General features: G+C 61.8%; 11 protein-coding genes. 4 read left to right on the top strand and 7 right to left on the bottom strand.

What is annotated here, in order from left to right; translation table 11 throughout:
• Nucleotides 1–52 precede the first annotated feature (52 nt).
• On the top strand, nucleotides 53–928 hold the full coding sequence (locus tag KPG71_RS12040; RefSeq protein ID WP_216338305.1) for a helix-turn-helix transcriptional regulator: 876 nt from the start codon (nucleotides 53–55) through the stop codon (nucleotides 926–928).
• 54 nt (nucleotides 929–982) lie between these two features.
• Here the strand turns inward: KPG71_RS12040 and KPG71_RS12035 are convergent, their stop codons facing one another.
• From KPG71_RS12035 to KPG71_RS12015, 5 genes are all read right to left on the bottom strand, one after another.
• Entirely contained in the window at nucleotides 983–3,061 is a 2,079-nt protein-coding gene (locus KPG71_RS12035) for a TonB-dependent receptor (protein ID WP_216338304.1), read from the bottom strand.
• A 100-nt stretch (nucleotides 3,062–3,161) separates the two neighbouring features.
• Nucleotides 3,162–3,548: a DUF2946 family protein gene (locus KPG71_RS12030; protein WP_216338303.1), complete on the bottom strand. Its 387-nt coding sequence runs from the start codon at nucleotides 3,546–3,548 to the stop codon at nucleotides 3,162–3,164.
• Between the two features lie 221 nt (nucleotides 3,549–3,769).
• On the bottom strand, nucleotides 3,770–5,080 hold the full coding sequence (locus KPG71_RS12025; protein WP_253196211.1) for an HlyD family type I secretion periplasmic adaptor subunit: 1,311 nt from the start codon (nucleotides 5,078–5,080) through the stop codon (nucleotides 3,770–3,772).
• A complete protein-coding gene (locus tag KPG71_RS12020; protein ID WP_253196210.1) occupies nucleotides 5,077–6,816 on the bottom strand; it encodes a type I secretion system permease/ATPase in 1,740 nt (579 codons plus the stop codon). The genes KPG71_RS12025 and KPG71_RS12020 overlap by 4 nt, the downstream gene beginning before the upstream one ends.
• 299 nt (nucleotides 6,817–7,115) lie before the next feature.
• Nucleotides 7,116–7,967: a LysR family transcriptional regulator gene (locus KPG71_RS12015; protein WP_216338301.1), complete on the bottom strand. Its 852-nt coding sequence runs from the start codon at nucleotides 7,965–7,967 to the stop codon at nucleotides 7,116–7,118.
• 201 nt (nucleotides 7,968–8,168) lie between these two features.
• Between KPG71_RS12015 and KPG71_RS12010 the strand changes: the two genes are divergently transcribed.
• Nucleotides 8,169–9,737, top strand: a complete 1,569-nt coding sequence (locus KPG71_RS12010; protein ID WP_216338300.1) for a trimethylamine methyltransferase family protein — start codon at nucleotides 8,169–8,171, stop codon at nucleotides 9,735–9,737.
• A 14-nt stretch (nucleotides 9,738–9,751) separates the two neighbouring features.
• On the opposite strand, the gene KPG71_RS12005 is transcribed toward KPG71_RS12010, so the two are convergent.
• Nucleotides 9,752–10,417: a TetR/AcrR family transcriptional regulator gene (locus KPG71_RS12005; RefSeq protein ID WP_216338299.1), complete on the bottom strand. Its 666-nt coding sequence runs from the start codon at nucleotides 10,415–10,417 to the stop codon at nucleotides 9,752–9,754.
• Nucleotides 10,418–10,532: 115 nt separating this feature from the next.
• Here KPG71_RS12005 and KPG71_RS12000 point away from each other — a divergent pair, with 115 nt between their 5' ends.
• Nucleotides 10,533–12,578 (top strand): NADH:flavin oxidoreductase, encoded by a 2,046-nt coding sequence (locus tag KPG71_RS12000; RefSeq protein WP_216338298.1) that lies wholly within the window; start codon nucleotides 10,533–10,535, stop codon nucleotides 12,576–12,578.
• A 65-nt stretch (nucleotides 12,579–12,643) separates the two neighbouring features.
• Here KPG71_RS12000 and map read toward each other — a convergent pair whose 3' ends face one another.
• Nucleotides 12,644–13,468, bottom strand: coding sequence for a type I methionyl aminopeptidase (gene map, locus KPG71_RS11995; protein WP_216338297.1), 825 nt, complete (start codon nucleotides 13,466–13,468; stop codon nucleotides 12,644–12,646).
• A gap of 367 nt (nucleotides 13,469–13,835) precedes the next feature.
• Between map and KPG71_RS11990 the strand changes: the two genes are divergently transcribed.
• Nucleotides 13,836–14,909, top strand: coding sequence for an efflux RND transporter periplasmic adaptor subunit (locus KPG71_RS11990; protein WP_253196209.1), 1,074 nt, complete (start codon nucleotides 13,836–13,838; stop codon nucleotides 14,907–14,909).
• The last annotated feature ends 10 nt before the right edge of the window (nucleotides 14,910–14,919 follow it).

The raw sequence follows: 14,919 nt of genomic DNA, 5'->3' as shown, positions 1-14,919 counted from the left end.
AAGCTGAGGGATGATCATGGACAACATGTCCAGTACCGATCATTCCAGCCCCATGCCCCATGACTATCTGACCGTGCGCGAACTGGCCGAGTTGCTGCGCATCAAGGAACGCAAGGTTTACGATCTTGCGGCCTCGGGCGATATTCCGGTATCGCGCGCGACCGGAAAACTTCTGTTTCCCCGGCTTGAAATCGAGGCCTGGATCGCCAGCGCCAGTTCCGGCGGCACCCCTACCCACGCAACCCCGCGCCCGGCGATTTGCCTGGGCAGTCACGATCCGCTTCTGGAATGGGCGCTCAGGCAGTCCCGTTGCGGTCTGGCCTCTTTCTTTGACGGCAGCCTCGACGGCCTGGAGCGCTTTTGCGCCGCCGAGGGTGTGGCCACGGGCCTGCATATCCACGATCCGACAAACGATGATTGGAACATTGCGCAGGTCTCGACCCGCTGCATGGATCAGAACGCCGTGCTGGTCTCGTGGGCGCGGCGCGCGCGCGGGCTGGTCATGCGCCCCGATCTGTCCGGCACGGTGAAGGGTGTCGCCGATCTTGACGGGCAGGTGATCGTCCCGCGCCCCATCGAGACCGGAACGCAAACCCTGTTTCGGGAACTGGCCGCCGCCGCAGGGCTTGATCTGGCGAACCAGAAAATGACCGAAACCGTCCCCAGTGAAACCGATGCCGTGCTGGCCGTCGCAGAAGGTCAGGGCGACGTGACCTTCGGATTGCAGTCGCTGGCCGCACAACACGGCCTTGCCTTCGTCCCCATCATCGAAGAACGGTTCGATCTGCTGGTGGATCGCCGCGCATGGTTCGAACCGCCCATGCAGAACCTGATGACGTTCTGCCGCAGCGACAGTTTCCGCAACCATGCCGCGCAACTGGCGGGCTATGACATCGCTGAACTGGGACAGGTCCGTTGGAACGCCTGAGCGCGACCGGCGCGAAGACCCCGGCACAGCACATGCCATGCCGGGGCTTTGGGATCAGAACTTCGATTCCAGCTTGATATAAAAGGTCCGCCCGGGCTCGTTCACCTGCGTGACACTCGCGTCGAACAGGTTCGACCGGCTCAGGTGGTTGGCATAGGTTTCGTCTGTGACGTTGTTCATGCCTGCCAGCAGGACCGTGTTCTCGTGCAGCTCGTAACTGCCGAACAGGTCCAGCGTGGTGTAACCGGGCGTCGCGCCGGGATCGCGGAACAGGTCGATCCGGTCCTGATCGTCGGCCCAGTTCACCCGCGCCCCCGCGCGCCATCCATCCTGCCCATAGGCAATCGAAACCTGCCCTTGCAGCGGCGGAATCTGTGCCAGCGGTGCATTGTAGGTTTCGTTCTCGCCGTGGGTGTAGGTGACGTCGCCCCAGATCTCCAGACCGTTGCGTTCCCAGCCTGCCGCCAGTTCGACGCCCGACAGGCGCGCGCTGACATTGCGATAGGTGATGACACCGGGCACCGAGAACTGATCGCGCAGGATGTAATCGTCCACCCAGTCGGCATAGGCCGAGGCGTTCAGATACCAGTTGCCCTTGTCGATCTGCACACCAAGATCAAGCTGATGATGCTTTTCCGGGTCGATATCCGGGTTGCCCACCCAGGTCGACCGCCCCATCGCGCGTTCCGTCGCGTCCGCAGTCCGTACCGAACGCGACAGCCCGGCAAACAGCGTCGTGTCCGGGGTCAGGTCGTATTCCAGCCGGATCAGCCCGCCGAAATTGTCTTCGGTCCGGGCGCTGTTGAAGGTCGTGCCGTATTGCGCCATGTAATAGGTGTTCGGCGTACGGCCCCCGTCCAGCGCGGGTGAAACATTCGCGGCCCCCGCATCGGCGCGCACATGATCATAGCGCGCGCCCAGCTTCAGCCGGGCCCGGTCTGTCAGCTCGGTTTCGGATTCGAAATACAGGCCGGTCTGCTCGATTGTCACGTCGGGCCACATCAGGAACCGCATGCGCGTCGGGTCAGACGCATCCAGTTGCGGGATCATCCCCGGCATCCCGGCATACATGGCCGCGAAACGATTGTTCGACTGGTAATCGACCCCCAGTTTGGCTTCGGTCGCGCCAAAGCTAAGCTGCGCTTCCAGCTTGCCACCCGTCGTGTCCGATGTCGAAGGCGTCACCATCGCCATCGCCCCGACAGGACGCAGCGAATAGTTGTCCATGACGTGATCGACGGTGCTGAAATAGATATTGCCCTCGATCCGATTCAGAATTCCGGCATTCACATCCACACCGCCGCGCAGGCGATAGACGAATGTTTCGTCCAGCGGGCTGTCCATGCCCGCGCCGGGAAACAGCACGTCTTCGGCAAGGCTGTAATCCACGTCAAAGGCCAGGTCGATTCCCCCGCCGACATAGCCAAAGGTCAGCCCGGCGTTGGTCTGATCGAACGCACTGCGAACCGTCCGGCCCGATCCGTCCGTGTAATTGCCGGCGGTCGCATGATCCAGGCCACCCTCGATATAAAATCCCTTGCCCAGATCGACAGACAGGGTGCCGCCCAGTTCCGTGCCGGTGCCGTTGGTCCCGGTCCCTGCGGACAAGGTGCCTTCGATCCGTTTGTCGTTCTCGAACTCGGGCGCCTCGCGCTCCAGAATGACAGCGCCGCCCGAACCACCGGGGCCGTTGGTGACGCTGGAATACCCTTTTTCAACGATGATCGTATCGGCACGATTCAGCGAGGCCGTGCTTGTCGGCGGATCCATCCGGTTGGGGCAGGCCCCATAGGTGAACGATCCGGCGTCGATGATATTAAGCTGGTTCTGCTGCTGGCCGCGGATCACCAGCTCCAGCCCATGACCGCCCATGCGCCCCGAGGTGACACCGGGCACGCTGCGCAGAACCTCCGCCGCATCGGATGCGGGAGGCGTACTCATCCCCGAGGTGGGGAGGATACTGGTCATGGGGCCGTCTTGTGGTGCACCGCCGTTGACGGTGATGGGGGCCAGTACAAGCGGGGCCTCTTCGTCGGCGTTTGCCGGATCATGGGTCTGGGCAAGCGCCAGCCCTGAAATCGAACACGTCAGAAGGGCCGAGACGCTGACACGCGTCGCGAAAGAAAAAAACATCGGGATGATCCTTTGATCGTTTGAATGGTCCGCGGCAAACACGCCGCGACATGCCGCCTCCGGCGTTTCTCAACGCCGGTCGGTCATTGTTTTCCTGGGATCAAACGGTCAAAGGCGGGGCGCGGATCGCATAAGGCCGCCCGCAAGTATCGCACGGAACCTGCGCCACTTCGGGGAGGACATAGCGCAACGTGTACTGCGAAATGGCAACATTCGTATCGGGCTGCACCGCCCAAGCATCTGACACCGCTACGATACAGAGCGGACAGTGCCCCTCCATATCCGCGTGGCCGCCAGACTCTTGGGATTGCGAAATCGTGACCGTCTGCGCACCATCGGCACTGCAAATGATCATCTCGATCGCATCGGCCCGCGTACTGCCCGCGGCCGGCAGGAACGCCGTCGCCACCTGCACCGCCAGAAGGGCGGTCAGGAACAGTGATACAGCGCCACTGAAAAGCGAACTTGTACGGCGTACTTGCTGCATGGCCGTCTTAATCGCGCGAGAAACACTGAATTAGCAAGCTATATTTCGTCGCACATAGACGTTCCATGAACCGACCGCTTGGCGAGACTGCGGATCGCGACTGGACCAAAGATACAGTCGGCCCTCATACATTCCGGCGTAGGGGATATTTCCGGCTCACCTAGTAGTGCTGTTGCGCCCCCTGTCAACGCGGGTTTCAGCCGACGCTGCCCCCCTTCGGCCTATTCGCGAAAGGCCTTGGCGAAATAATCGCTCAACGGCTTGACCAGATAGGTCATCGGGGTGCGGTCATCGGTGCGAATGAAGGCCTCGACCGGCATGCCGGGGATCAGGGCGGTCCCCTCGGGCAGTTTGTCCTGTTCACCTTCGCTCAGAACGATCTCGGCCCGATAATAGGATTGCCGCGTGGCCTCGTCCTGAAAGGCGTCGGCAGAAATCTGTGTCACCTGTCCCGTCAGTTCCGGGGTTTGGCGCTGATCCAGTGCCGAGAACCGCAAGACAACCTCCTGACCGACATAGATCTTGTCGATATGGATCGGCTCGACCTGTGCGTTGATGATCAATGGCCTGTCCTGCGGCACGATGTAGAGCACCGGATCGGCCGGACGTAAAACCGAACGCGGGCCAAAAACCTGAAGGCCGTAAACCACCCCCGATACCGGGGCCGCAACCTCAAGACGGCTCATGCGTTCGATCAGCGCGCGGCGCTCCTCGCGCAGTTCCAGTTCCCGGTATTGCAGATCGCGCAGTCGGGTGATTGCCTCTTCCCGTCGCTGGCTTTGCAATTTGAGGATCTCGATGTCGATCTCGGTGATCCGGCCATTGGCCTGCGCCTTTTGCGCTTCAAGCTCTCCCATGGAGCCGCTCAGGCGGGCCTCCTCGCGCTGCAGGGACAGCACCCGCGCAGACTGAGCCAACCCGCGATCCAACAGCGATTGCTGATCGTTCAGTTCCTTGCGGATCAACCCGAGTTGCCTGTCCAGAGAGTTTTGCTGCGCCTCGATCCCGCCGATCTGGTTTTCGATCTGGCCGCGCCGCTTTTGCAACTGATCGACCTCTTGCGCAATGGATTGCGCGCGGGCCCGCATCAAGCGTTCCTGCCCGGCAATAAGATCTGCGGCGTCCTTACCTGCTTGCGCGGCCTGCATCAGCAGCGGATCGAAAGTGATCATTTGACTGTCGTCACGTTCGGCCTCAAGCCGGCCACGGCGCGCCATGATCTCGAACAATTGGTTTTCCGTCACAACCAGCGTCGACCGCAGGTCGGTCGCATCCAGACGCAACAACACATCGCCTGCGGCAACCTCGTCGCTCTCTCCGACCAGAATGGCGTCGACCACGCCGCCGTCGGGATGCTGGACCACCTGCCGGTTCTGATCCACCTCGATGCGGCCTCCGGCGATGATCGCACCCGATATATTGGTCGTGACAGCCCATGTCCCGAACCCGCCGATCAGCAGAACGAGACCCAAAAGCCCTACGGTCAAAGGCCGGCGGACAGACCAGGGATCGCGTTTATCCCGATTGATCATCTCACGCCTCCCTGCGCCGGGGTGCGGGCGATTTCGCCGTGGTTCTTTACCACATCGCGCAGGACCGTTTCCTTGGGGCCAAAGGCGCGCACCATACCGTTTTCCAGCATCAACAGCAGATCGCATTCTTGAATCGCCGCCGGACGGTGCGCCATGATCAACACCGATTTGCCTTCGGCCTTGAAACTGCGGATCGCGGCGTTCACCGCCTCGCTGCCCTCGTTGTCGAGATTTGAATTCGGTTCGTCCAGAACCAGCAGAACGGGATCGCCGTACATCGCCCGCGCCAGCCCGACCCGTTGCATTTGTCCGCCCGAGAGCTGTCCGCCACTTGCGCTGACCCGCGTGTCGTATCCGTTGGGCAGCTTGAGGATCATATCGTGCGCATCGGCCTTTCTGGCGGCGGCGACAACGGCCTCGGCATCCGGAAAGGTGGACAGGCGCGAGATATTCTCGGCAATCGTTCCGTCGAAAAGCTGCACCCGTTGGGGCAGGTAGCCGATATGCTGGCCCTGAACATCAGGGGCGTACTGATCCAGCGTGGCCCCATCGAGCCTGATCTTGCCGCCAGCGGGACGCCATACCCCGGTCAGCACCTTGGCCAGGGTCGATTTTCCCGCCCCAGACGGGCCGATCACCCCGACGGCCTGCCCCGGCTGCACCGTGAACGTCACCGATTTCAGCGCCGCCTGTTGCAGACCCGGCGGAACCACGGTCACGCCCTGCAACGACAGCACGGCTCGTGGCCTGGGAAGGCTTGTCCTGGGAGAATCGGGGCGCTGCTCGGCAAGCAGATGGGCCAGGTTATCCCATCCCTTGATTGCGCGATGGACCATCGCCCATTGACCGATGAGTTGCTCGACCGGGGCAAGCGCCCGGCCCAGCAGGATCGACCCGGCAATCATCGCCCCCGCAGTCAGTTCTCCCTGCAGCACCAGATACGCGCCGAGGCCCAGCATCGCGGATTGCACGAACAGACGGAACGTCTTGGTCGCGCTGGAAAAGCTGCCGCCCAGATCGGCCGAGCGGATTTGTTCGCGCAGCGCCTTGTCTCTCAACTGCCGCCAACGGGCAAAGGCCGCATCCCGCATACCCATGGCCTGAACCATCTCGGCCTCGCCATGAATTTGCATCGACATCGCCTCCGATGCGACGCTGGCGCGGTTGGCTTCGAACAGGGGCTGGCGCGTGGCCATCTGGTTGATCAAGGTGACAATGATCAGGGCCAGCCCCCCGGCAACCGCAAGTGCCCCCAGCCACGGATGGAATATCCATATCCCCGCAAGAAAAAACGGCGTCCAGGGAATGTCGAACACCGCCATCAGCACCGGAGACGACATCAGCCTCTGAATCGCTTCGAGATCGCGCAAGCCTGTCTGGGTGCCTTGATCCGGCGCAATCGCGGCCTTGCGCACCACCGCATCGAACACCCGGTGATCCAGCCGCGCCTGGAACCGCGCGGCCACACGCCCCATGATGCGCCCGCGGGAGTAATCCAGCACCCCCATCATGCCATAGAGAAACACCACCAGCACCGACAACGCGACCAGGGTTTCGACCGACCGGCTGCCAAGCACGCGGTCATAGACCTGCAGCATGTAGAGCGGGCCCGTCAGCATCAACAGATTTGCGAAAAAACTGAAGATCCCGACAAACCAGTAGAGTGGGCGGCTTTCCCGACGGGCGGCGCGCAGCTCTTCCTGGCCGGCGGCAATCTGAACCTTATTCAACCTCATGACGAAACCCGTGTACTTGATTGCCGGTTTGCAACTTTTGGGCACCCGTAAGCGTTTATCGGATTTCGTTGAAACGAACCATCGGGATCTGCCACGTCAGTATCGGCACAATAAGATTTCGCAATCGTTTAAAACCGGCCAATCTGTGGTTCATTTCCCCTTCAAAGGAGATATTCCCGGATGATGACCTTCGACCGGATACCTCAGGCCCGCAAAATCCGCACGATTCATTGATCCATCTCTCTATGGCACGAACCTTGGTTGTTGTGCCCTCAAGCACGACCGGGCCTGTCCGCCCGTCATGGCGCATTCACAAGCCAGTCATAAACCAGCTGCGCCCGGTCCGAAGCATGGGGATGGAGCCTGACATAGAAATCCTCGGTCGTTTCCACCCGTTCCGGCAGGAGCGGTACAAGTTCACCTGCATCAATGAACCGTTTGGTCAATCCGACCCACCCCAGAACGGCCCCCATATCGTCGCGCGCGGCTTGCAGGGCAATCACATAGTTGTTGACGCGGTGGCTGTTTTTCACCGGGCCGCTGTAACCCAGTGCGCGGAACCAGCCCGGCCAGTCGGTCCACCCGACCACGGCGGACTCGAAATGTATCAATGACAATTTCGCCAGGTCCTCGACCCGCTCGATCTCGTGTGCGCAGGCAAAACGCGGACTGCCCAATGCCATGATCCGATCATGGAACAGGATGTGGCATTTGCCGGTTTCGCGCGACATGTCCCCATAATGAATGCTCAGATCGCAGTCCGCCGGGGATTGACCGGTATCGTCGACGATCTGAGCGACCGAGACATCGCCGTGCGATTTCCAGAATTGGGCCAGTTTCGGTGTCAGCCAGAGCGAACTGACGGCCGTGGTCACCCCGATCGTGACAGAAGCCCGGTTCGACCTCTGCCTGAGTTGATCCACGGCATCGCTCATGGTTTCGAAACCGCGTTGCAGCGCGACCAGCAGGTAGGCCCCGGTCTCCGTCAATTCGACACCACGATGATGACGGCGGAACAAAGGGCAGCGCAACTCGGTCTCCAGCACCTTGATCTGGTGGCTGATGGCGGCGGGGGTCACGTTCAGTTCGCGGGCGGCGGGCTTGAACCCGACATGCCGCGCCGCCGCCTCGAAGGCGACAAGCGCGCTCATCGGGGGCAGGCCATAGGGGCGCTTAGGCAAAGTAACCTCATCCGTAATCGTGATATGCGACGCTATAGGTGGGCCATGTGACGTTTTCGGCATCGCGCTGCATTAGAATAACTAAGTCAGGTTGAAATTTTATGCAATTGCCACCAAGGCCCTTCGCCCCAAGACTGTGCGCTGCTCCTCGCACACCATAAGGACCACGCCATGCTTCAGGACGCCCCGCGCAAGCCACGAACAAGCCGCCGCAACCGCTCACAATCGCCGCGCAGCAATGAACGAGGGCAAAACCTGCATCTGCGAGTGCCGTTCATCACCCGCAAGATACCCACCTATGACCTGCTGGGCGAAGAGGCCCTGCTAAAGATCGAGGCCACCGCCGACCGCATCCTTGCCGAAATCGGGATCGAACTGCGCGAGGATGAAGAGGCGCTTCGACTCTACCGTGAAGCAGGCGCAAAGGTCACCGAAATATCGGCGCAGGCATGGAACCTGAAATTCGAACCCGGTATGATCCGCGAAATCCTGAAGACCGCGCCGGGGCGGTTCACGCAATACGCCCGCAACCCCGCCAATAATGTCGAGATCGGCGGCGATGCGATGGTTTTCGCCCCCTCCTACGGGTCGCCCTTCGTGATGGATATGGATAACGGGCGCCGCTACGGGACCATCGCCGATTTCGAAAACCTCGTGAAACTGGCGCAATCCTCGCCCTGGCTGCACCATTCCGGCGGCACCATCTGCGAGCCCACCGACGTGCCTGTGAACAAGCGCCACCTCGATATGGTCTATGCCCATATGCGCTATTCCGACCGGGCCTTCCTCGGCTCGATCACCGCGCCGGAACGCGCCGCCGACAGTATCGAGATGTGCCGCATCCTGTTCGGCGCGGATTTCGTGGACCGGAACTGCGTCATCATGGGGAATTTCAACACCACCTCGCCGCTAGTGCTGGACGGGGTGACGACGGCGGGCATCCGCACCTATGCCGAGGCCGGACAGGCCTCGATTCATCTGCCGTTCCTTCTGGGAGGGGCGGTCGCGCCGCTGACGATGGCGGGCGCCGTGGCGCAATGCCTGGCCGAATCCATGACCTCCTGCGCGCTGACGCAACTGGTGCGTCCCGGAGCGCCCGCCGTTCTGGCCGGATTCCTGTCGTCCATGTCGCTGCGCTCGGGCAGCCCCACCTTCGGCACGCCCGAACCGGCGCTCGGCTCGCTGGTCATGGGGCAACTGGCGCGGCGGCTGGATATGCCCCTGCGCTGTGCAGGCAATTTCAGCACTTCGAAACTGCCCGATGGGCAGGCAATGCAGCAATCCATGATGTCGATGATGTCGGCCATTCAGGGCGGCGCGAATTACATCCTGCACACCGCCGGGTTCCTCGACGGGCTTTTGTCCATGTCCTACGAGAAATTCGTGATGGACTGCGATATGGCCGGCGCGTTGCACGCCTACATGGCCGGGATCGAGGTGAACGAGGATACCCTGGGCTTCGAGGCCCTGGCACAGAATGGTCCGGGCGAACACCTGTTCGGCACCGACCACACGCTGCGCCACTATCAGAACGCATACTGGGACAGCGCCATGAACGACGACCAACCGTTCGAAACGTGGAGCGAACAGGGCGGCACAGATTATGCGCAGGTGGCAAACCAGCGCTGGAAAGACCTGCTGAACGCCTACGAAGCCCCCGCGATGGACCCGGCCCTGGACGACGCCCTGAAGGATTTCGTTACCCGCAAGAAAGCGTCGATGCCGGACGCCTGGTATTGATCTCCGGGCGGCGCTCAGCCCCGGCGCGCATCGCCCGGCGCGGTATATCCATGCCGGGCATGAAACCGCTCCAACTCTCGCTGGGGCGGGGTGTGGCCGGTATAGGTTTTGACGTAGCCGGGTATACGGATCATCCGGGTTTCAAGATCTTCGCTCACCTGCATCGAAATATAGCCGATCTGCGTCAGGTATACGGTGCGCGCCCGCACATCCGCCTCGCTGCTCTCATAGCCGAACCGCTCGAACATGCCCCGGATCGCCGCCAGCCGGGTATCGTCGGCGTGATGCACCCGGTCGGCCACCGCCTGCTCCCGATGTGCCCAGCCCCGCACCGCCATATCAAGGCGCGGCTCGAACGGGCCGTCCTCCAGAAACACCCCGATGACGTTCAATACCGCCTCGGTGATGGTTTCGCCGTAGCTTTGCGTTGCCGCGACAAGGCTGGCGGTATTGCTGTCTTCCCAGCTTTGCACAAGCGCCTCAAGCAGGGCGGCGCGATCCTTGAAAAACCAGTAAAAACTGGTGCGCGACAGGTTCAGTTGGCTGGCCAGTGGCTGAATCTTCACCGCGTCCAGTCCCGATTCGATGAACGCGTCGCGCGCCGCCGCAAGCCAAAGTTCGCGTGAGCCGCGCCAGCCGCTGGTTTTCTCGCTATTCTCGGGTCGGGGCATCTTTGTCATGCGCCCACCCTATCCCCGGACGGCGCAATGGGCAATTAAATCGTCAGTCATGAACATAAACTTGACATAAATGCACATTTCAGGAATCCTCGACTCAGCCAGACGGAGTAACCCCATGTCCAAAGATCCCCTCCTTCAGCCTTACCAGCTCAAGCACCTGACCCTTCGCAACCGCATCATGACCACCGCACATGAACCCGCCTACCCCGAAGACGGCATGCCCAAGGATCGCTATGCCGCCTACCACGCCGAACGCGCCAGGGCCGGTGTGGCACTGGCCATGACGGCAGGTTCGGCGGCGGTCAGCCGTGACAGCCCGCCGGTGTTCAACAACATCCTCGCCTACAAGGACGAGGTCGTGCCGTGGATTCGCAAACTCACCGATGCCTGCCACGATCACGGCTGTGCGGTGATGATCCAGCTGACCCACCTGGGCCGCCGCACCGGCTGGGCCAAGGGTGACTGGCTGCCTTCGGTGTCGTCTTCCAAACACCGCGAACCGGCCCACCGCGCCTTTCCCAAACTGGCCGAAGACTGGGACATCGAACGCATCATCGGCGATTTCGCCGATGCCACCGAACGGATGAAAGAAGGCGGCATGGACGGGATCGAATTGCAGGTCTACGGCCACCTGCTCGATCAGTTCTGGTCGCCGCTGACCAACGATCTCGACGGCCCCTATGGCGGGCAGTCTCTGGACAGCCGCCTGAAACTGGTTTTCGACGTGCTGCGCGGCATCCGCAAGCGCGTGGGTGACGATTTCATCGTCGGCCTGCGCTACACCGCCGACGAGGCCGAGGCCGGCGGCATCACCCCCGAAGAAGGCATCGAGATTTCCAAGCGCCTGGCCGACAGCGGCATGGTCGATTTCCTCAATGTGGTGCGCGGGCGCATCCACACCGATCCGGCCATGACCGATGTGATCCCCGTGCAGGGGATGAAGAACGCCCCGCATCTCGATTTCGCCGGTGCGGTGAAAAAGGCCACCGGCATGCCCACCTTCCACGCGGCCAAGATTCCCGATGTGGCCACCGCGCGCCATGCCATCGATGCCGGCCTGCTCGACATGGTGGGCATGACCCGTGCCCATATGGCCGATCCGCATATCGTGCAAAAGATCGTCGAGGGGCGCGAGGACGATATCCGCCCCTGCGTCGGCGCGACCTTCTGCCTTGACCGGATCTATGCCGCAGGCGAAGCCCTGTGCATCCACAACCCGGCAACGGGCCGCGAACTCAGCATGCCGCACACGATCCCTGCGGCAGAGACAAGGAAAAAGGTCGCCATCATCGGCGCCGGTCCCGCCGGTCTGGAAGCGGCCCGCGTCGCCGCCGAACGCGGCCATGACGTCACCGTGCTTGAGGCCCAGCCCGATCCGGGCGGGCAGGTCCGCCTGACCGCGCAGAACCCGCGCCGCCGCGAGATGATCTCGATCATCGACTGGCGCATGTCCCAGTGCGCCGCGCGCGATGTGGCCTTCCATTTCAACACCTGGGCCGAGGCATCGGATGTCACCGCGCTCGATCCTGACGTCGTGATCGTCGCCACCGGCGGCCTGCCCAATACCGAACTGTTCGAATCCGGCAAGGAACAGGATCTGGTCGTCACCTCGTGGGATCTGATCTCGGGCGACGTGAAACCGGGGCAGAATGTGCTGATCTATGACGAAAGCGGCGATCACCCCGGTCTGATGGCTGCCGAAGTCGCCGCCAATGCCGGGGCCAGTGTCGAGGTCATGACCCCCGACCGCATGTTCGCCCCCGACATCATGGCGATGAACCTGACGCCTTACATGCGCGCCCTTCAGGACAAGGACGTGACGTTCACCGTCACCCGCCGCCTCCTGAACGTCACCCGCGACGGCAATCAACTGAGGGCGACGATCGGCACGGATTACAGCGATTTCACCTCTGAGAAGACCTATGATCAGGTCGTGGTGAACTATGGCACCCTGCCGATGGATGAGCTGTATTTCGATCTCAAACCGTTGTCCTCGAACGGCGGCGAGGTCGATTACGATGCCCTGACTGCCGGCCAGCCGCAGACCGTGACGCGCAACCCCGACGGAAAATTCCAACTGTTCCGCATCGGCGACGCCGTCAGCGCCCGCAACACCCACGCGGCAATCTACGACGCGCTGCGTTTGGTCAAGGATATCTGAAATGCTCTCCGGTTGCCCGATGGGGCAACCGGAAGGTCAGACGAACGGACCTTTGTAGAAATCTGTCAGGCGTCTTTCGAATCCCACGTGGGATGGAAGCGTCCGGCAGGAGACAGGGTGAAAATCTCGGCCCCGTCCGCCGTCACGCCGATGGAATGCTCGAACTGCGCCGACAGGGACTTGTCCCGTGTCACCGCTGTCCAGTCATCGGCCAGAACCTTGGTTTCCGGGCGTCCCAGGTTCACCATCGGTTCGATGGTAAAGAACATACCTTCTTCCAGAACCGGCCCCGTGCCCGCACGGCCGTAATGCAGAACGTTCGGCGGCGCGTGAAACACGCGCCCCAACCCGTGACCGCAGAAATCGCGCACGACCGACATGCGGTTCGCTTCCACATAGGTTTGGATCGCATGACCGATATCGCCAAAGGTATTGCCGGGTTTGACCGACTCTATCCCCCTCATGAGCGAATCATGTGTCACCTGAATCAGACGTTCGGCCTTGCGGCTCAGTTTGCCCGCGACATACATGCGACTGGTATCGCCGAACCAGCCGTCAACGATCACCGTCACGTCGATATTCAGAACGTCGCCATCCTTCAGCTTCTTGTCGCCGGGGATGCCGTGACAGACCACGTGATTGACGCTGATACAGCTCGCATGCTTGTAGCCCTTGTAGCCAATCGTGGCTGATTTTGCACCTGCGGCATTCACCTTGTCTTCGATAATGCGGTCAATCTCGCCAGTGGTCTGGCCGGGGTAAATATGCTCGGCGACCTCGTCGAGAATCCTTGCCGCCAAAGTGCCGGCCTTGTGCATACCTGCAAAGTCCGCGTCCTCATGGATGCGGATACCGTCCCGGGTCACTCGTCCGTTATGTTTGCTCTTCACGCGCGTTATCCAACCTTTCAGCCTATATGGCCCATATCTAAGGTTTTTTCCCGGAAAGGGCCAGAGGGGCAACAGCACTCGATAGCCAACCGCACAGCGATGTGACCCCTTGACTATGCGCACTATAGGCGCGGAAGATACCCTCTCTGTGCGTCCGCGCACCCTTCTGTGCATTTACACACCGCACATTGTGCAAACTGGGCAGACAACCGCAGTTGCCAACACCGGGATTTGCACATTACCCTGCCGCAACATCGCGAACCGTCCCTCAGACGCACTGCCTGATTTCCCTGAAAGGTCTGACATGTTGTCATTTTCCCGGCTACTTCTGGCCATCGCACTTCTGTTTTCAGCCACGCTGCAGGGTATGGCACAACAATCCGGCCAGCCCGTTCCGGTCACCGTGGTCACTATGCAGCCGCAAACCGTAACTCTGACCTCGACACTGCCGGGTCGTGTGGCAGCTTCGGCAGAGGCCGAAGTACGCCCGCAAGTCAACGGCATCATCACCGAACGCCTCTTTGATGAAGGCGCTGAGGTGAAGGCCAACGATCCGCTCTATCGGATCGACGCCGCCAGCTATGAGGCCGCCGTTCAACAGGCCCGCGCCGGCGTGGCGCAGGCCGAGGCACAGTTGGGCGCCGCCCGCCGCGAAGCTGCGCGACTGGTCGAATTGCAGGCACGCAACGTGGCCAGCGAACAGGCCCTGGACGAAGCGCAAGCCGCCCGCGACTCGGCAGAAGCGGCACTGGAACTGGCACGTGCCCAACTGAATGCCGCCGAGATCGAACTGGGGCACACCACGATCCGCGCACGGTTGTCGGGCCGCATCGGCCTGTCCCAAACCAGCCCCGGCGCACTGGTCACCGCCAGTCAGGCGCAACCTCTGGCGGTGATCCGCGACATTGATCCGGTCCATGTGGATGTAACCCAGTCCGCCGCCGATCTGTTACGGTGGCGACGCGGCGAAACCGAAGAGAACCTGGCCGGGGCCGATGGTACCGTGCGCCTGACACTGGCTGACGGATCGGACTACGGTGAAACAGGGCGCTTGCAGGCAGCCGAACCCAACGTGGACCCGCAAACCGGGGTGGTGACATTGCGGATGCAATTCGCCAACCCGAGCGCGCTTTTGCTTCCGGGAATGTATGTTCAGGTGAACATGCCGGTCGAAGTGGCCGATGGCGTCTTCCTGGTCCCGCAAGAAGGCGTGGTACGCGATCGGCGGGGACGGCCCGTAGCCTGGGTGGTCAACGCCGATAACGTGATCGAGGAGCGCGCGCTGTCTATCCTTCAGGATCGCGCCTCGGACTGGGTTGTCGATAGCGGGCTGGAACCGGGTGACCGCATCGTCGTGGCCGGATTCCAGAAAACCGCGCCGGGGGCCACCGTGGCCCCCGAGGAACGCGCCGCGCCCGACGGCGCGGCGTCCGAGCAATGATGCGCAGGCA

Source organism: Roseovarius sp. PS-C2, from assembly GCF_018862045.1.
GTDB lineage: Bacteria > Pseudomonadota > Alphaproteobacteria > Rhodobacterales > Rhodobacteraceae > Roseovarius.
This window is presented reverse-complemented; position numbering and strand designations above follow the sequence as displayed.